Annotated in this window: 13 protein-coding genes; 5 read left to right on the top strand and 8 right to left on the bottom strand. The window is 42.8% G+C overall.

Annotation, left to right across the window (positions count from 1 at the left end; translation table 11 throughout):
* Positions 1-4 precede the first annotated feature (4 nt).
* Both I4Q58_RS12615 and I4Q58_RS12610 read right to left on the bottom strand, forming a co-directional pair.
* A complete protein-coding gene (locus I4Q58_RS12615) occupies positions 5-1294 on the bottom strand; it encodes a PQQ-dependent sugar dehydrogenase (RefSeq protein ID WP_203296256.1) in 1290 nt (429 codons plus the stop codon).
* A 177-nt stretch (positions 1295-1471) separates the two neighbouring features.
* Positions 1472-3982 (bottom strand): LamG-like jellyroll fold domain-containing protein, encoded by a 2511-nt coding sequence (locus I4Q58_RS12610; RefSeq protein WP_203296255.1) that lies wholly within the window; start codon positions 3980-3982, stop codon positions 1472-1474.
* 143 nt (positions 3983-4125) lie between these two features.
* Between I4Q58_RS12610 and I4Q58_RS15705 the strand changes: the two genes are divergently transcribed.
* Complete coding sequence (locus I4Q58_RS15705) at positions 4126-4248, top strand: hypothetical protein (protein WP_262896179.1); 123 nt, start codon at positions 4126-4128, stop codon at positions 4246-4248.
* Positions 4249-4271: 23 nt separating this feature from the next.
* A complete protein-coding gene (locus I4Q58_RS12605) occupies positions 4272-4634 on the top strand; it encodes a DUF4870 domain-containing protein (protein WP_203296254.1) in 363 nt (120 codons plus the stop codon).
* 77 nt (positions 4635-4711) lie between these two features.
* On the opposite strand, the gene I4Q58_RS12600 is transcribed toward I4Q58_RS12605, so the two are convergent.
* The 6 genes from I4Q58_RS12600 to I4Q58_RS12575 form a co-directional block, all read right to left on the bottom strand.
* The gene (locus tag I4Q58_RS12600) at positions 4712-5749 is read right to left on the bottom strand and encodes a T9SS type A sorting domain-containing protein (RefSeq protein ID WP_203296253.1); all 1038 of its coding nucleotides are present in this window, start codon (positions 5747-5749) and stop codon (positions 4712-4714) included.
* Between the two features lie 113 nt (positions 5750-5862).
* Positions 5863-6981 (bottom strand): DNA polymerase III subunit beta, encoded by a 1119-nt coding sequence (gene dnaN / locus I4Q58_RS12595; RefSeq protein ID WP_203296252.1) that lies wholly within the window; start codon positions 6979-6981, stop codon positions 5863-5865.
* A gap of 134 nt (positions 6982-7115) precedes the next feature.
* On the bottom strand, positions 7116-8795 hold the full coding sequence (gene gldG, locus I4Q58_RS12590) for a gliding motility-associated ABC transporter substrate-binding protein GldG (protein WP_203296251.1): 1680 nt from the start codon (positions 8793-8795) through the stop codon (positions 7116-7118).
* A gap of 1 nt (position 8796) precedes the next feature.
* The gene (gene gldF, locus I4Q58_RS12585; protein WP_203296250.1) at positions 8797-9510 is read right to left on the bottom strand and encodes a gliding motility-associated ABC transporter permease subunit GldF; all 714 of its coding nucleotides are present in this window, start codon (positions 9508-9510) and stop codon (positions 8797-8799) included.
* A gap of 119 nt (positions 9511-9629) precedes the next feature.
* Positions 9630-9926 (bottom strand): putative quinol monooxygenase, encoded by a 297-nt coding sequence (locus tag I4Q58_RS12580; RefSeq protein ID WP_203296249.1) that lies wholly within the window; start codon positions 9924-9926, stop codon positions 9630-9632.
* A gap of 4 nt (positions 9927-9930) precedes the next feature.
* Complete coding sequence (locus I4Q58_RS12575; protein ID WP_203296248.1) at positions 9931-10761, bottom strand: SAM hydrolase/SAM-dependent halogenase family protein; 831 nt, start codon at positions 10759-10761, stop codon at positions 9931-9933.
* 109 nt (positions 10762-10870) lie between these two features.
* On the opposite strand from I4Q58_RS12575, the gene I4Q58_RS12570 reads away from it, so the two are divergent.
* The 3 genes from I4Q58_RS12570 to I4Q58_RS15650 all read left to right on the top strand — a co-directional run.
* The gene (locus tag I4Q58_RS12570) at positions 10871-11824 is read left to right on the top strand and encodes a PhoH family protein (RefSeq protein WP_203296247.1); all 954 of its coding nucleotides are present in this window, start codon (positions 10871-10873) and stop codon (positions 11822-11824) included.
* 39 nt (positions 11825-11863) lie between these two features.
* Positions 11864-12811, top strand: a complete 948-nt coding sequence (locus tag I4Q58_RS12565; protein ID WP_203296246.1) for a phosphoribosylaminoimidazolesuccinocarboxamide synthase — start codon at positions 11864-11866, stop codon at positions 12809-12811.
* Between the two features lie 203 nt (positions 12812-13014).
* A partial coding sequence (locus tag I4Q58_RS15650) for a beta strand repeat-containing protein (protein WP_394369344.1) occupies positions 13015-16067 on the top strand: 3053 nt, incomplete at its 3' end.

Raw genomic sequence — 16067 nt, 5'->3', positions numbered from 1 at the left:
CTTCTTATTGTGCATACTGTACTTTCCATATCACTCCTCCGGTATCGTCATTTACCAAAAGTGAGCCATCGGTAGCAACGGTTACGCCTACCGGACGACCGTATACTTGCGAGCCATCGCCTTCCGCTATAAACCCGGACAAGAAATCCTGTGATTTTGAATTTGGTTCGCCATTTTCAAATGGTACAAACACTACTTTATATCCTGAAAAGTTTTTTCGATTCCAAGAACCATGTTGCCCTACAAAGGCTCCGTTTTTATATTTTTCAGGGAATTGATCTGCTGTATAAAAGGTAAACCCTAAAGAGGCTGTATGATTTCCAGTAGCAACATCGGGAACGATGGCGGCTTCAACCAAAGAGTCAACTTCCTTATCCAACAATCTTGGGTCGCGAATCTGACCGTAATAGGAGTATGGCCATCCGTAAAATCCGCCTTTTTTCACACTGGTAATATAATCCGGCACCAAATTGTCGCCCAATTTATCGCGTTCATTCACGGCTGTCCATAATTCACCGTTGGAAGGATTCCAGTCCATTCCGACAGGATTTCTAAGGCCACTGGCATAAATTACTTCGCCAGAACCATCTAAATTGACTTCCAAAATATTGGCGCGGCGAATTTCTTCTTCCATGCCATGTTCGGCTACATTACTTGCCGAACCAACCGAAATATAAATCTTATCCTTTGCTTCATTGGTAATGATATTTCGCGTCCAATGGTTATTGTAGCCTCCCGCTGGGAGCGAGACAATCTTTTCACCTTCAACATCTTTTAAACTCGTCTGACCACGTTTATATGTATAGCGCCAAAGTGCATCTGTGTTGGCGACATAGAAATAGTTGTTTATAACTAACATCCCAAAAGGTTGATTGAGATTCTCCAAAAAAGGTTGGCGTACCTCAAATTCACCATCACCATTCTTATCTCTCAAAATAGTGATGCGATTCGCACTCTTTCTTGTATTGCTTTCCACCACAAATATATCGTTGTTGGGAGCGATGTAGGTCCATCGCGGATTATCAAATCCCTCTGCAAACTTTGAGACTGTAAAACCTTCCGGTGCTTTTGGTAATTGCCCTTCGGGCCATTCGGTAAGTTTTGAAATTTTGGCTACCGATTCGGTTGCATATGGAGCGGCAAGTTCCAGCGGTCCTACGGCCGTTTCAACAGTAGATGCGGTATATTCCTTGTCCGGGGCTTCCATTTCCCGTTCTGCTTTGCTCTCACCAGATTTCTGCTTGCAAGAGATTATGGCGATAATTGTTAGGAAGAGTATAATATTCTTTTTCATATTGAATGTTCACTTTCTATAAAAATACTGGAAGGGAAAGGTTTATCAAGTGTGAAGAAGAAGTTTACAAAAACTTTAACCAAATAGAAGGGGAATCGTAAAATTTGATATCCAATATGTAGGGTACTAAAAAAGGGAGCTTTGTTGCTCCCTTTCTTCACCTAAATAAATTTACTTTTATTCAATAATCATCTTTTTGGTACCTACCAATCCTTCAGTATTGTAAAGGCTTACTATATAGATACCACTTGATTTGTCTCGTAAGGAAACCATGATAGAAGTTTCGGTACTATTTACGGAAATCGTTTCCAGTTTTCGGCCCAAATAATCATACACCACTATAGATGAGATTTCCTTGGAAGGATCGACATCCACATAGAAGACACCTGAAGAAGGATTTGGATACATGGCGAAATCTGTGCTTTCAAATGCCTCATCTCCTAAAACGATATTGTTTAACGGACTGTTTCCAAAGGAAATCAAATACGAAGAAACGATTAGGTGCGGATTGAAGCCATCGTCACAATTCGGACAGGTGGAACCGCTGATACAGTCTGGATTGTTAGGGTGACAAAGGTCTACGTAGTCTTCATCGAAGATATACTTTACATCAACATTTTCTTCAGAAACAAATGCACTCATATCGAAATCGAAGAATTGGGCGATAGATCCAGGGCACCAACCTGCCCGATTGAATTGCCACGTTCCGTTTTGTGGACTACAACCATCGGGGTTAGGGTTGCAATCTACCCAGTTGTATTGCTCGAATGTCTCTTCATCGTCCACCCAAATATGATGGGTGTCAGCGTGAAATTCTGCCGCATTTCCACTATTGTTTTCGCCCCATCCATGGCCAGAACTGACTAATTTAATCTTAGCTGCTTCCGTATTTTCTGGGAAGGTAGCGTTATAATGTTCGGTAGGTTGAAGATTGGCGGGATCGCCAAATTGGTAGGTTTGGTACCAAAGCTTTTCAACTGTGCTATACGCATTATCGGGTACACCCGCGTTATAACTAAGTTGAAGGGTGTATAAAAAGCCATTTCCCTGGGTGCCAAGGTTCACCCGAAATTTGGTCTTTCCGCTTAATAGTGAAGCGAAATCGGTTAAGTCAATTTCACTTTCACAGGCAACGCCATAAGGTGTTAGATAGCGAATGATTTCATACCATTCCCCATTTTTTCCTTGTACTTCAACGCTTGAAACACGGTCCCATGGGTCGCAACCGCCCGTCGGACAATCGATGACCAAATTTCCAATTATTTGGTCGTAGGCGCCAATATGGCTTGGCAATTCAGATTCTATGGTGACTGAAGGCACATCGGCCCAGACCCATGCTTCATCCGTAGCGAGTGCCACAACATTAGTTGCTGTCTCCGTAAGGTTGAATGCGTGTGGAATCGTAGTCATAACGCCAAAGTTATTTTCAGCTTCAATTTCCACATCGATGTTGCCATAGGCGGTTGGCGTCCACCAACCCGTATAATGTCCATTGCCATGATCGGTTAAGGTAACCGTTTCACCTTCAACAATAGCAGTTACGTTAGCCACGGAAAACAATTCTGGGTAATCAATACCAGCCGTAAAAGCAATTTGGATTGGGATGAGGTTTGGTGCATGAACATCTCCACTCAAAGGGTGAAGAATGTCGGCTTCTACCAATACTTCATTTGGGTCTAACACTTGAAAGCTTACAAAAACATCGGGAGCTGGATCCCAATCGGCATTTCCGGGCTGACTTGCTTTCACGGTTACTTCACCCGAAGAACCTGTAAGGGTTAAGGTATTACCACTGACGGTTGCAGGCCCTGAAACGATTTCATAGGTAATCGGTAATCCGCTGTTGCTGGAAGCTTCCAATGCGAACGGTGGATCGCTAACAAGTTTATTTTCAATTTGCGGAAAATTAATAGCTTGTTCACCAGACCCCAGTTCCCCTAAGAAGTTAGAAGTTGTTCCAGTAAGCGCAAAGTTTAAGAGGTTTGAATGCTTATCGGAATCGCCACTTTCATCCAACAACAAGGAAATCCCTGTATTATTCCCTTCTGGTGTACCTTGGTTGAATTTATAATAGACCTCCAAGCCCGTTTCGGTTCCGTCCAATTCGTTGGCAATCATGTCTTGGATTTCAGCTTGTGTAAGTGCCTTGCTCCATAGCGATACTTCATCTGCGCCACCTTTATAAACGAAATTGAAACCTGCCAGTACACATTTTCCGATGGTAAAAGGCTTATCGGGCGATTGAAAAATACCAGAAGCCGTGCTGCTTCCTATGGAGACTCCATCGATAAACAATTCGACTGTAGTTTCATCGAACACCCAAGCGATATGTTGCCACATTCCCGCAACGATGCTTCCAGTGGGAGCGACAACTTCATGAAGTCCAGTGGTCGTAACCAAGCGGCATTCAATAGTTCCATTATTGAGTTGGATGAGATACATTTCACCAGATCCAGATCCACCCCCGCGAATACTCATCATTCCTTGGCCGTACAAGAGCTCATCGGTCTTAAACCAGCCAGCCATGCTGACGGTATTGCTATTATTAATAAATCCAGCACCGTTTGGAAGTTCTGTGTAGTCATCCTGGCCATCGAAATGGAGGTATTGATTCGATTGTGCCAACATGGAAACGCTTAGAACAGCGGTGAAAATCGATAATACAGAGGCAAGTATTCGTTTTTTCATGAAATCAGGTTTAGTGAGTTGTGAATGTTTCAAAAATAATCAAATACTGCATATAAAATACTTCAAGACACTATTGTTGAAAGATTTAGCAGTAAGCTGTAACTTTTTGTATCTTTTTAATACTAATAACTGAAAACAATTTTATGAGCGAAAAACCTTCCGAAGAAAAAAATCCCATGCGACAAGTGATTATTTCACTTGCGGTTTTTGTAGGAGTAGCGGTTGCAGCCTATTTTATTGCAACCTGGGTTTTTAGCTTATTTTAATGTAACATCAATCAATCAATATCATGGAAGTCATCAACCACACCCAAAAAAGAGTCGATACCCAACTCTTAGTCATTACCCATCTTTCCCAATTACTGTATTATGTTACAGGATTCGGGGGCTTAATAGTTCCCTTGATTTTGTGGCTAACCCAGCGCGACAAAGTAATTGATATGGATGAGCATGGAAAGGCCGTCGTCAATTTTCAAATAAGCTTAATTCTTTATACGATAATCAGTATTCCCGCCATTCTTCTTTTAGGTTTAGGGATTTTGATGCTGATAGCTGTTGGAATACTTGGGTTTGTATTGCCCATAATCAATGCTGTTAAAGCGAATAATGGAGAAGCGCCAAGTTACTTTATGACCATTCGTTTTATTTCGTAGCTATCCTTACTACTACATAAAAAAGGCTGCTCGAAAACTTAAAGAGCAGCATTTTTATTTTATATACAAAATGTTCACTATTTAATAAAGAGAATAGCCGGCTGCTGATTCATTTTGAAAAAGTAGCTGCCTGCTGAAAGTGCGCCTATATCGATTTGCTGCTGCGGTTCAAATATTCCACTTAAGATTTCTTTGCCTTCGACACTGAAAATGGTATAAGCACTACGTTCTTGTATGCCTGCTATTGAAATATAGGAATTGGCAGGATTTGGAAAAAGTGTTATCGTTTGCCCATCCTGTTCTTGAGTATCTAGTATATTTTCGACCTTTACTATTTTGTCGCTACCAGAATCCACGATAAAAAGGGTGGTCGTGTTAAGAGCTATGTCTCTTGGGCTGCTTACACCCGTTACAACCGTTGAAATGGTAGGAGAGGGGTCAGCTAAGTTTATAGAAGAAATTTCGTTTCCCGTAAATTCTGAAATATATAATATGTCATTTTGAATCCGAATGCCTAATGGTCGTCCCAAGGCCGCAACCAAGTCGGTTGGTGTCGTATCGGAAGTGGTAACATCTACAAAGGAAATTCTATTAGCGAGCCCTTGCCCCATATACAGGATATTGCCTCGAATTGCCAAACCAGTCGGATTGAAATTGATAGTTGAACTGGCAACGGTTTCTGCAGTTGGGTTCGAAGCGGTAATATCGAAACGGGCCACTACATTCGCATTGTTGTCAGAATAGTAAAGGAAATCATTATCAAGTAACAAAAAATTTGGGGTGCCAATCCCAGTAACAAAATCTTCTCGGGTGGCCGGTGAGACGGATAGGTCTATTTTTGATATTCTGCCGGCGTTGAATTCCGCGACGTAAAGGTCGGTACCATCAAGCGCCATGCTTTCAGGAGTTGCCAAGCCACCAATAACTAACTCTGGTGACGCTGGGTCTTCCGTGATATCTATTTTTTGAATGCTGTTGGCATCGGTAAAGTAAAGTGTGTTTCCATCTAACAACAACCGTTGCGGATTGTTTAATCCCGTAACAACATCGGTAATCTGAGCGTTTACAGTAAAAAAGAAGGTTGATACAAATAAAAAGAGTACATATTTTCTCATAGAATGAAAGTTGAAAGGTTATATCATTCCATCGAAAAGAAATCTACTTGTCATCAAAAAAAATCTGCTTTTGAAAAAAAGCAGATTTCGATACTGTTTATGTTGTTACTTTCTTAGTTGTTAAGCATCACTGGCATGACTAACATAATAACGTGTTCTCCTTCATCCAAACCGTCGTTAGGCGTAAGGATACCGGCACGATTAGGAAGGCTCATTTCCAAGGCAACCTGATCGCTGGTAAGATTGTTCAGCATTTCGGTAAGGAAGCGCGAGTTGAAACCGATTTGAATGTCATCTCCCTGGTAATCGCACGTAAGACGTTCCTCTGCTTTGTTACTGTAGTCTACATCTTCTGCAGAAATATTTAGTTCGGCACCTGCAATCTTCAAACGAATTTGGTGTGTGGTTTTATTGCTGAAAATGCTTACTCGACGCACACTGTTTAAGAACTGATTACGGTCGATGGTAAGTTTGTTTGGATTTTCCTTTGGAATAACCGCTTCATAGTTCGGGTACTTCCCATCTATTAAACGACAAACCATTTCAATATTGTCGAAGGTGAATTTAGCATTGCTGTCGTTATAATCGATCGTTACCTCTTCTTCACTACCTGCCAAAATACTTTTCAAAAGGTTTAGTGGCTTCTTCGGCATAATAAATTCTGCCGTTTGTGCTGCGGTTACGTCTTCACGCGTATACTTCACCAACTTATGTGCATCGGTGGCTACGAACGTTAGGTTATCGCTTCCGAATTGAAAGAAAACCCCACTCATTACCGGCCGAAGGTCATCATTTCCACTGGCAAAAATCGTTTTGCTAATGGCTGTTGCTAAAATATCACCGAGTAATACTGTTGAAGAAGGATCCTGTAATTCTACTGCTTTCGGAAATTCTTCACCTTCAGCATACGCCAAGGCATACTTACCGTGATTGCTACTAATTTCTACCGTATGATTGTCTTCCTTGGTGAAGGTTAGCGGCTGCTCTGGAAACGTTTTAAGCGTATCCAATAACAGTCTAGCTGGAATACAAATACTTCCCGATTCGCTGCTTTCCACTTCCAACTTTGCGGAAACTGTTGTCTCCAAATCGGAGGCAGAAACGGTTAATGCGTTGCCATCCAACTCGAAAAGAAAATTATCAAGGATAGGAAGGGTGTTATTGGTATTAATAATACCGCCCAAAACCTGCAATTGTTTAAGTAAATACGAACTCGATACGATGAATTTCATAAGTTATGCTGTCGTGGCGTATAGCCTATTGAAAAATTATGCTTTTTTTGAATTGCGTGTTGCCGGGCTGCGCCCTAGCAGTATTCACAAAGATATTTGAATTGGGACGTTTGTAAAAACTAATTTATTAACAGTTAGCGACCGTATTTTCGGGTTCTGTAGAAATGAAAGAAAATTCCGAACAGTCCGAGTAAAACCAACGGCAGCAGTATGTTAACGAGTTGCCAGGTGCCGCGTTCATTCGCCGTTTTTTGTGGATCGAGAAATGGTATGGCAATTTCCTTACTGCGAATGTTTATAAGTCCGCTGTCATCCAGCAAGTAATTCACCGTATTCAGAAGAAAATCCTTGTTGCCGTAAAAGTTACCAGTCCATTTGTCGAAGCCTAATTCCAACGGACGGTTACGGTCCAATTGGTTCGCAATTACATCGCCGTCACTTACAACGACCATTTTTGTTGAAGGAGATGTTTCTTTTAGGGTTGAAGGTGAAAACGGCTTGATACGATTTTGAAAAACAGAAGTAAATTGCCCTTCCAGCAACACCGCAAGCGGAATCTCTCCAGCATTGAACACATTCATATCAGGACCTTCATTCACCACTTTCAGGTTCTTGGGAATCTCGACGTCCATATTGATTTCTGCTGGAAGTCCAACCTCTTGTGAAATAGGCGAAGAAGATAGCAAAACGGTCTTTTCGATATCATTTTCCAGGATATCGATTCCGCTTGCATATTGAAACTTCACCGCTTCAATATTGGTTACGATAGGATGATTGTTTCCACTACTGCTCAAGGGATAATAAAACCAAGGATACTGGTTGTACTGTGCTTCACGGTCTTCGCCACTGGCTAAGACAATCGGCGCCGAATAGATGTCCTTTACCAAATTCGGATTTACTCTAAGCCCATACTTAAAAAAGAAATCGTTTAGGTTCAAGTCCATTCCAAATCCAAAGGTATTTCCGCTTTCAGGATCGCGTCGCAATTGCGTGGCATCGATAAGCCAAAGTGAAGCGCCGCCGTTCATGATATATTGATCCAATATGAGTTTTTCATTATCTGAAAACGGCTCCATTGGTTGAGCGACAATTATCAAATCGAAGGTATTCAACTGGTCCAGGGTTCGTTTGGGTGAAACTTCAGCAGAATCTAAGGTGAACGGTGCGATATGATAATAATCGCCTATTGTTTTTAGGAAGTCCGCTAATTGCGCGTCTCCAAGCTCTCCATTACCTTTTAGAATGGCAATTTTCTTCGATTTTGGAGTGACTAATTTCTTGAAGCCATCGGCAAAGGCATATTCCAGATTTTGGATACTGCTATTAACGCGTTCTTCGGAAGTAGCGCCCAATTGATTCTTGAGTAATGGAATCTTTATGGTCTGGCCGTTATATTGTGCCAGTGCCCAAGGGAATACGGTTTCGGTACTAACCTTGCCGCCTTCGCGTACCTGAATCTGAGCACCGGTCATATTCCGTCGGGAAAATTCCTGTAAAAGCGCTTGCGAATTATCCACCTCCATCGGATCGGTGAAGTCGTATCGAATATTGGGGTTGATGGCCGAAAACTCTTCCAATAGCTGTTCGGTTTCAGCCTGCAAGCGACGAAATTCTGGAGGGAAGGAACCTTCAAGATAGACATCGAGTACGATGGGATTATCTACTTGGTCGATTATGGCTTTGGCTTCTTCACTTAGCGTATACCGCTTGTCTTGGGTTAAGTCTAATCGTTTATATATATAGGACGAAAGAATATTGACTCCTATAAATATGGCGATAGCTAAGGCGATATGTTTGAGGATTCCTTTCTTCATATTAGCCTTTCCGAAGTTTAAGCGTGGTAAAAAACAGAAACAATGCCGCAATGCTGACAAAATATATGATATCGCGCGTATCCAAAACGCCACGGGCCACACTATCGAAATGCGCTTTCATACCTAGTTCTTCTATCGCGAAATCGCCTCCGAGAGAAGCCAGACCCTCAAAACCGTAATACAGCAAAAAGCAAAGTATCACACCTATGATGAAAGCTACGATCTGATTTTCCGAAAGGGTTGATGAAAAAATCCCGATGGCGGAATAGGCCAATATCAAAAATAGTAAACCGATGAAGGAACCGATAGTGCTACCAACATCCCAATTTCCTGGAGGATTCCCGAGTTCGGAAATAGTGAAAATATACAATAGGGTAGGGAGTACGGCAAGGATTATCAATAGTACCGCTCCAAAGTATTTTCCGAGGACGATGTTGTTGAGGGAAATAGGCTTGGTTAAAAGTAGCTCGAGCGTTCCCATCCGTAATTCTTCGCTAAAGGCACGCATCGTAATCGCGGGGATAAGAAATAATAATACCCAGGGTGCTAATTCGAAGTAGGGGGCCAGATCGGCAAAGCCGCTATCGAGGATGTTGAAATTTCCTCCGAATACCCAAAGAAAAAGTCCGTTCAGCACCAAATACACACCAATGACCAAGTACCCGATGGTACTGGCAAAAAATGCGGTAATTTCTTTCTTAATCAGTGCTATCATATATAGGCTTTATGCTATAAGCAAAATGCTTTTTTAAATTCCAAATCTCAATCTCCAAATCACAAAATATTTAATCTATTGTATTTTCTCTCTTCTCACTGCTCACCGTTCACTACTCACTACTCACTTTCATGAACCACATCCACGCTCCATGCCTGTGCCTTTACCCGAAACTTGGGTTTTGTATTCGCCCAAACAGACCGAAACAAATCGCTCGAGCGATAGTGCTCCAAATCGTCTACGCTAGTCCAACGACTATAGGTGAAAAAGATTGTGGGATCATCCTTATCGCGCAACAATTTTAAATGCTTACAGCCCGGGAAACTACGAATCTTATGTTTCACCTGTTCGAAGTTTTCCAAAAAAGAAGTGACTTCTTCAGCTTGAAATTCCATTTTTACGATTCGGGTGAACATAGTTTTATTGAAAATTTACGGTTATGGTATCTCGATATTCCAATCCGAATAGGGAAGAGGCGCTTCCTACGGTAGTTGGATTGCTTTTGTAAATCGCAAGTTCCAAATAATTGGACGAATTCCAAATGGCGAGTTTCTTGCCATCTTCTTCACGTTTTTCCTTGGGGGTATTAAAATTGATGGCATCGCTATAATTAGCGTAGATGGTTGAAAACTTCGCCCGCCGTGCCACAATCTGAAACGAGCGCATCTTTCCAATTTTTTCAAACAAGCTTTTGGTGATATTGCTGACCACATTTCCGTAATTATCGATATAAATTACATTACCGATAATTTGATTGGCTTCCTTATTCACTACGGGTCTAATTCCCGTAATCTCCTTCAGCTCCTCCATCGATTTTCCGATTACTTCCAAGGTACCTCCACGCGCAATATGGCAGGCAACTTTTACGAAAACATCCAATACGGGAAAATTGCTTTCGATACGATCATGGATATTAATTTCCACAATTTTTTCCGGTTTTATTTCTGAAGTAAGCATTGAAATGATCCCATTATTAGCACATATAAAATAATGGCCATCCAAATACACCGCAATATGTTTGTTTTCTGGGGTAAGTTCGGCATCTATACCGACGATATGAACAGTTCCTTTAGGAAAACTGCGATAAGCATTTTGGATAATGTAGGCGGCTTCGGTAATATGGAAAGGGGAAACCGAATGCGAAATATCGACAATCCGAACCTGTTCCAATTCATTATAAATCGCTCCCTTAACCGCTCCGGCGAAATGATCCTTTTCTCCAAAATCGGTCGTTAAGGTTATAATGGGCATAGATGGATTGTTGATATTTTGTTAAAACAACTCCCACAAAAATAAGGTACTTTTGTAACAGGAAAAACTATATTTACAAGAGTATCCAAAATTTAAAATATTCCCGCTTTTGAACGAACTTATCATCGAACTTACCGAAATCAACCCACGCGATTTCTTCGGTCTACAGAATGCCAACATCGACCTGCTAAAAAAGTATTTTCCAAAACTCAAAATCGTTGCCCGAGGTAGTAAGGTGAAAGCCTATGGCGATGAAGAAGTGTTGGAGGAATTCGACAAGCGACTGACGATGTTGTTGGATCACTTCGGAAAGTATAATAAAATCGACGAAAATGTTATCGAACGCGTGTTACAAAGTAACAGTAGGGAAGAATATGAAACGCCCGTGAGCGCTGGCGATGTATTGGTCCATGGCGTTAGCGGTCGTTTAATAAAGGCACAAACCGCCAATCAGCGTAAGCTGGTAGAGCTAATGAGCAAAAACGATATGGTATTTGCCGTCGGACCAGCGGGTACCGGAAAAACATATACAGGTGTAGCCCTTGCGGTAAAGGCCTTAAAAGAGAAGCAGGTGAAACGGATCATCCTAACTCGACCTGCAGTGGAAGCAGGGGAGAACCTCGGTTTTCTTCCGGGCGATTTAAAGGAGAAACTCGATCCGTACATGCAACCACTCTACGATGCCCTGCGGGATATGATCCCCAATGAAAAGCTGGAGTCGCATATAGAAAAGGGAATCATTCAAATTGCCCCAATGGCATTTATGCGCGGTAGAACGTTGGACAACGCTTTTGTTATCTTAGATGAAGCTCAAAATACGACCCATGCCCAGATGAAGATGTTCTTAACCCGTATGGGAAAGAACGCCAAGTTTATGATTACGGGCGATCCAGGTCAGATCGACCTTCCACGACGTGTAATCTCAGGATTGAAGGAAGCGTTGTTAGTGTTGAAAGATATTAAAGGAGTGGGAATGATCTATTTGGACGATAAGGATGTCATCCGTCATCGCTTGGTGAAAAAGGTTATCGCCGCCTACAAATCAATCGAAAACGTAGACTAACCACAATGGACTACCGACCACCGATTAAAGAATAAAACCATGAATACCCTCACCCATACCGATTTTCACTTTCCAGGTCAAAAACATGTATATCGTGGAAAAGTTCGGGAAGTATATACATTAGAGAACGATATTATGGTAATGGTAGCGACCGATCGGTTGAGTGCGTTCGATGTGGTGATGCCTAAGGGAATCCCTTATAAAGGTCAAATCCTAAATCAGATTGCAACCAAGATGATGCGTGATACCGAAGATTTGGTCCCAAATTGGTTAATCGCAACGCCAGATCCGAATGTGGCTATTGGAAATACTTGTGAACCTTTTAAAGTGGAAATGGTGATTCGCGGCTATCTAAGCGGTCATGCAGCGCGTGAATACAAAGCGGGTAAACGAATGTTATGTGGGGTGAAGATGCCGGATGGCATGAAGGAAAACGATAAGTTTCCTGAACCAATTATTACCCCAGCAACAAAAGCTGAAAAAGGCGATCATGATGAGGATATTTCAAAAGAAAATATTCTAAAGCGCGGAATCGTTTCCGAGGAAGATTACGCGGTATTGGAGGACTACACCCGAAAACTTTTTCAACGTGGTACAGAAATCGCTGCTAAACGTGGCCTTATATTGGTCGATACTAAATATGAGTTCGGAAAAACAAAAGAGGGCACAATTGTCTTAATCGATGAAATCCATACTCCGGATTCTTCGCGCTATTTTTATGCCGAAGGGTATGACGAACGACAGCTAAAAGGGGAACCTCAAAAACAGCTTTCCAAGGAGTTCGTGCGACAATGGCTTATTTCAAATGGTTTCCAAGGATTGGAAGGGCAAAAAGTTCCTGAAATGTCGGAGGCTTATATCAAAACCGTTTCAGACCGATATATTGAGCTTTATGAAAATATCACGGGCGAAACGTTTCATAAAGCAGATTTGAGCAATATTGAAAATCGAATTGAGACCAATATTTCGGAATACCTTAACAAATAACGTGAACTTCTTCACAACGTTATATAGGGTTTAAACTATTAATTTAACGTCTTTTATAGCTTTTGGCAAAAGCTTATTAATTGATTGTCAAACATTAACATTTCTTTAGCAAACCACTTTTTACTTCTTCACGTATGTTTACATGAAGCGGCTTAAGATTGATCCCCACCTTACGAGCCGAAGTAATAATCAAACAACATACTATGAAGAAGAGAATTACCCTGAACATCCTTATTGCGATGTCTTTCATGTTAATGACAACCCTGTCTTTTGGGCAATTTGTCGTTACAAACAACAACGATTCTGGACCAGGCTCATTACGGCAAGCTGTACAAGATGCTGATGCCACGGCTGGGCCTAACACAATTACATTTGATGCCGATTATACAATTGCACTGACCTCTGGTCAGATAGTAATTAACGATGACCTTGCCATAACCGGTACAGGTATGGGTGCAACTGTCATAGATGGTAGTGGAAATGGAACAGCTCGTTTAATCGGAGCCGATAGTTTTACTGATCTTACCATTGAAGGAATCACCTTTCAAAATGCCAATGGTGCAGTAGATGGTGGTGCATTGGGAATTGATACCGTTACCAATGCTATGATAATCGATTGTGAATTCCTAAATAACGCTACCGGCGGTGCTGGCGGTGGTGGAGCCCTAGGGTCTCGCGACAGTAATACTACTGTTATGGGAACGACCTTTACAAATAATTCTGCTATTGCTTCTGGGAGTAGTAGTGGTGGTGCTATCGGACAAGATATTTCTGGTACATTGACAGTGATTAATTCAACCTTCACAAACAATACTGCAAATAGAGCAGGTGGGGCTATTGAAACAAATTCGCCTGACCTTTTAACAATTACCGATTCTAATTTTATGGATAATTCTGCAGTTGGTCCTCCGGGTAATGGAGGGGCCCTTCATATTACAGGTTCTGCAGATTCCAATATTTCTGGGTCTAATTTCAATACTAATATTGCTGCTCTAGAAGGTGGTGGTGTTTGGAATGGAACTGGAGTTATGACAATAAATGGTGGTACGATAAGCAATAATGAAGCACAAGGAGCGGCTGCCGATGACGGTGGTGGTGGTGTTTTCAACAATGGTGGTACACTTGATATTTTAGCAGGAACAAATATTTCCAACAATCTAGCAACTGGGGCTTCTGGTTCTGGAGGTGGAATTTTTAGTACTGATGGAAGTATCACAATTACGGATGCCGTTATTTCCCAAAACAGTGCGAATAGAGCAGGAGGAGGAATTGAAGTAATCGATGGTTCGGTTACCTTAACAATGTCTGCACTTAGTATAAATGATGTAAACGGCACAGCCGGAACGCCAAATCCAGGAAATGGAGGCGGTATGCATGTCTCTGGCGCTGCTACCATCATTATTAATGGCGGACAGGTTTCCGCAAATCAAGCTGCATCTGAAGGTGGCGGACTATGGAACCAAGTGGGTGCTACAATGACAGTTACCGATGCTATGGTAAACTTGAATACTGCAGCTGGTAGCGACGCTGATAATGGTGGTGGAGGAATCTTCAACAACGGTGGAAACGTCGGTGTTAATAATTCGACCGTTCAAAGTAACACGGCTACTGGTACATCTGGATCTGGTGGTGGTATCTTATCTACCGCAGGAGATGTAGCCATTATTGGTGGAAGTATCGATAATAATTCAGCTAATCGTGCTGGAGGAGGAATCGAAATCATCGACGGAACCCTTTCAACTTCTAATACATCCTTAAATTCAAATGATGTAAATGGCAATGCTGGTACAGCAAATCCAGGGAATGGTGGTGGACTTCACGTAAGTGGAAGCGCAACAGTTTCCATATTCGGAGGTACGGTAAATTTAAACGATGCTGCTGCTGAAGGTGGAGGTCTTTGGAACCAAGCTGGAAGCATGATGACAGTAGATGGAACAACAATCGATAATAATACCGCTAGTGGAGACGATGCTACTCAAGGTGGTGGCGGTATCTTCAACAATGGTGGTACCTTGATGGTACAGAACTTTTCTGTAATTACGAATAATTTTGCCGATGGAGCTGCTGGTTCTGGTGGTGGAATTCTTAATGTAGATGGTGGTTCTGTAACAGTGAACAATACTGTTATATCAAATAACACGGCCAATCGTGCTGGAGGAGGAATTGAAGATAATTCTACAACGACTACAGCAGGAGATGTTACCCTTTTCAACGTAACATTAAATGACAATGAAGTAGGAAACGCACCAGGTAATGGTGGTGGACTTCATATTACAGGTCCTGGAGTAGCAACAATTACAAACGGATCGGTAAACAATAATATAGCTGCTGCTGAAGGTGGTGGACTATGGAATGGCTCTGGCGAGATGACCATCGACGGAACGACCATAGACGGTAACACGGCCAGTGGCGCCGACGCTAACCAAGGTGGTGGCGGTGTATTCAACGCGGGCGGAACGCTCACGGTCATGAACGCGACGATCACGAACAACATAGCCGACGGAGCTGCAGGTTCCGGAGGTGGGATCCTGAACGACGAGGGAAGCCTGACGGTAATGGATTCGGAATTAAACGGAAACAGTTCCATGCGCGCCGGTGGTGCGATCGAGGACAACTCGGTTGCCGGTAACATGTTGACGCTTACAAACGTGGACATGATGGGCAACAGCACGGCCTCTGCCCCAGGAAACGGTGGCGGACTTCACATTACGGGTGAGGGCGACTCCATGATCACCGGCGGAACGGCAAGTGGAAACACGGCATCCGCTGAGGGTGGAGCCTACTGGAACGGGACCGGAGAGATGACCATCGACGGTACGACCATCGACGGCAACACTGCGAGTGGTGCCGACGCCAACCAAGGCGGTGGCGGTGTGTTCAACGCGGGCGGAACGCTCACGGTGATGAACGCGACGATCACGAACAACATAGCTGATGGAGCTGCAGGTTCTGGAGGTGGGATCCTTAACGACGAGGGAAGCCTGACGGTAATGGATACCGAGCTTAACGGTAATAGTTCCATGCGCGCCGGTGGTGCGATCGAGGACAACTCGGTTGCCGGCAATATGCTGACGCTTACGAACGTGGACATGATGGGCAACAGCACGGCCTCGGCCCCAGGAAACGGTGGCGGACTTCACATAACAGGTGAGGGCGACTCCATGATCACCGGCGGAACGGCAAGTGGAAACACGGCATCCGCTGAGGGTGGAGCCTACTGGAACGGGACCGGAGAGATGACCATCGACGGTACGAC

Source organism: Luteirhabdus pelagi (assembly GCF_016827595.1).
GTDB classification, from domain to species: domain Bacteria; phylum Bacteroidota; class Bacteroidia; order Flavobacteriales; family Flavobacteriaceae; genus Luteirhabdus; species Luteirhabdus pelagi.
Note: the sequence above shows the minus strand (reverse complement) of the source record. Positions and strands in the feature narration are given on the sequence as shown.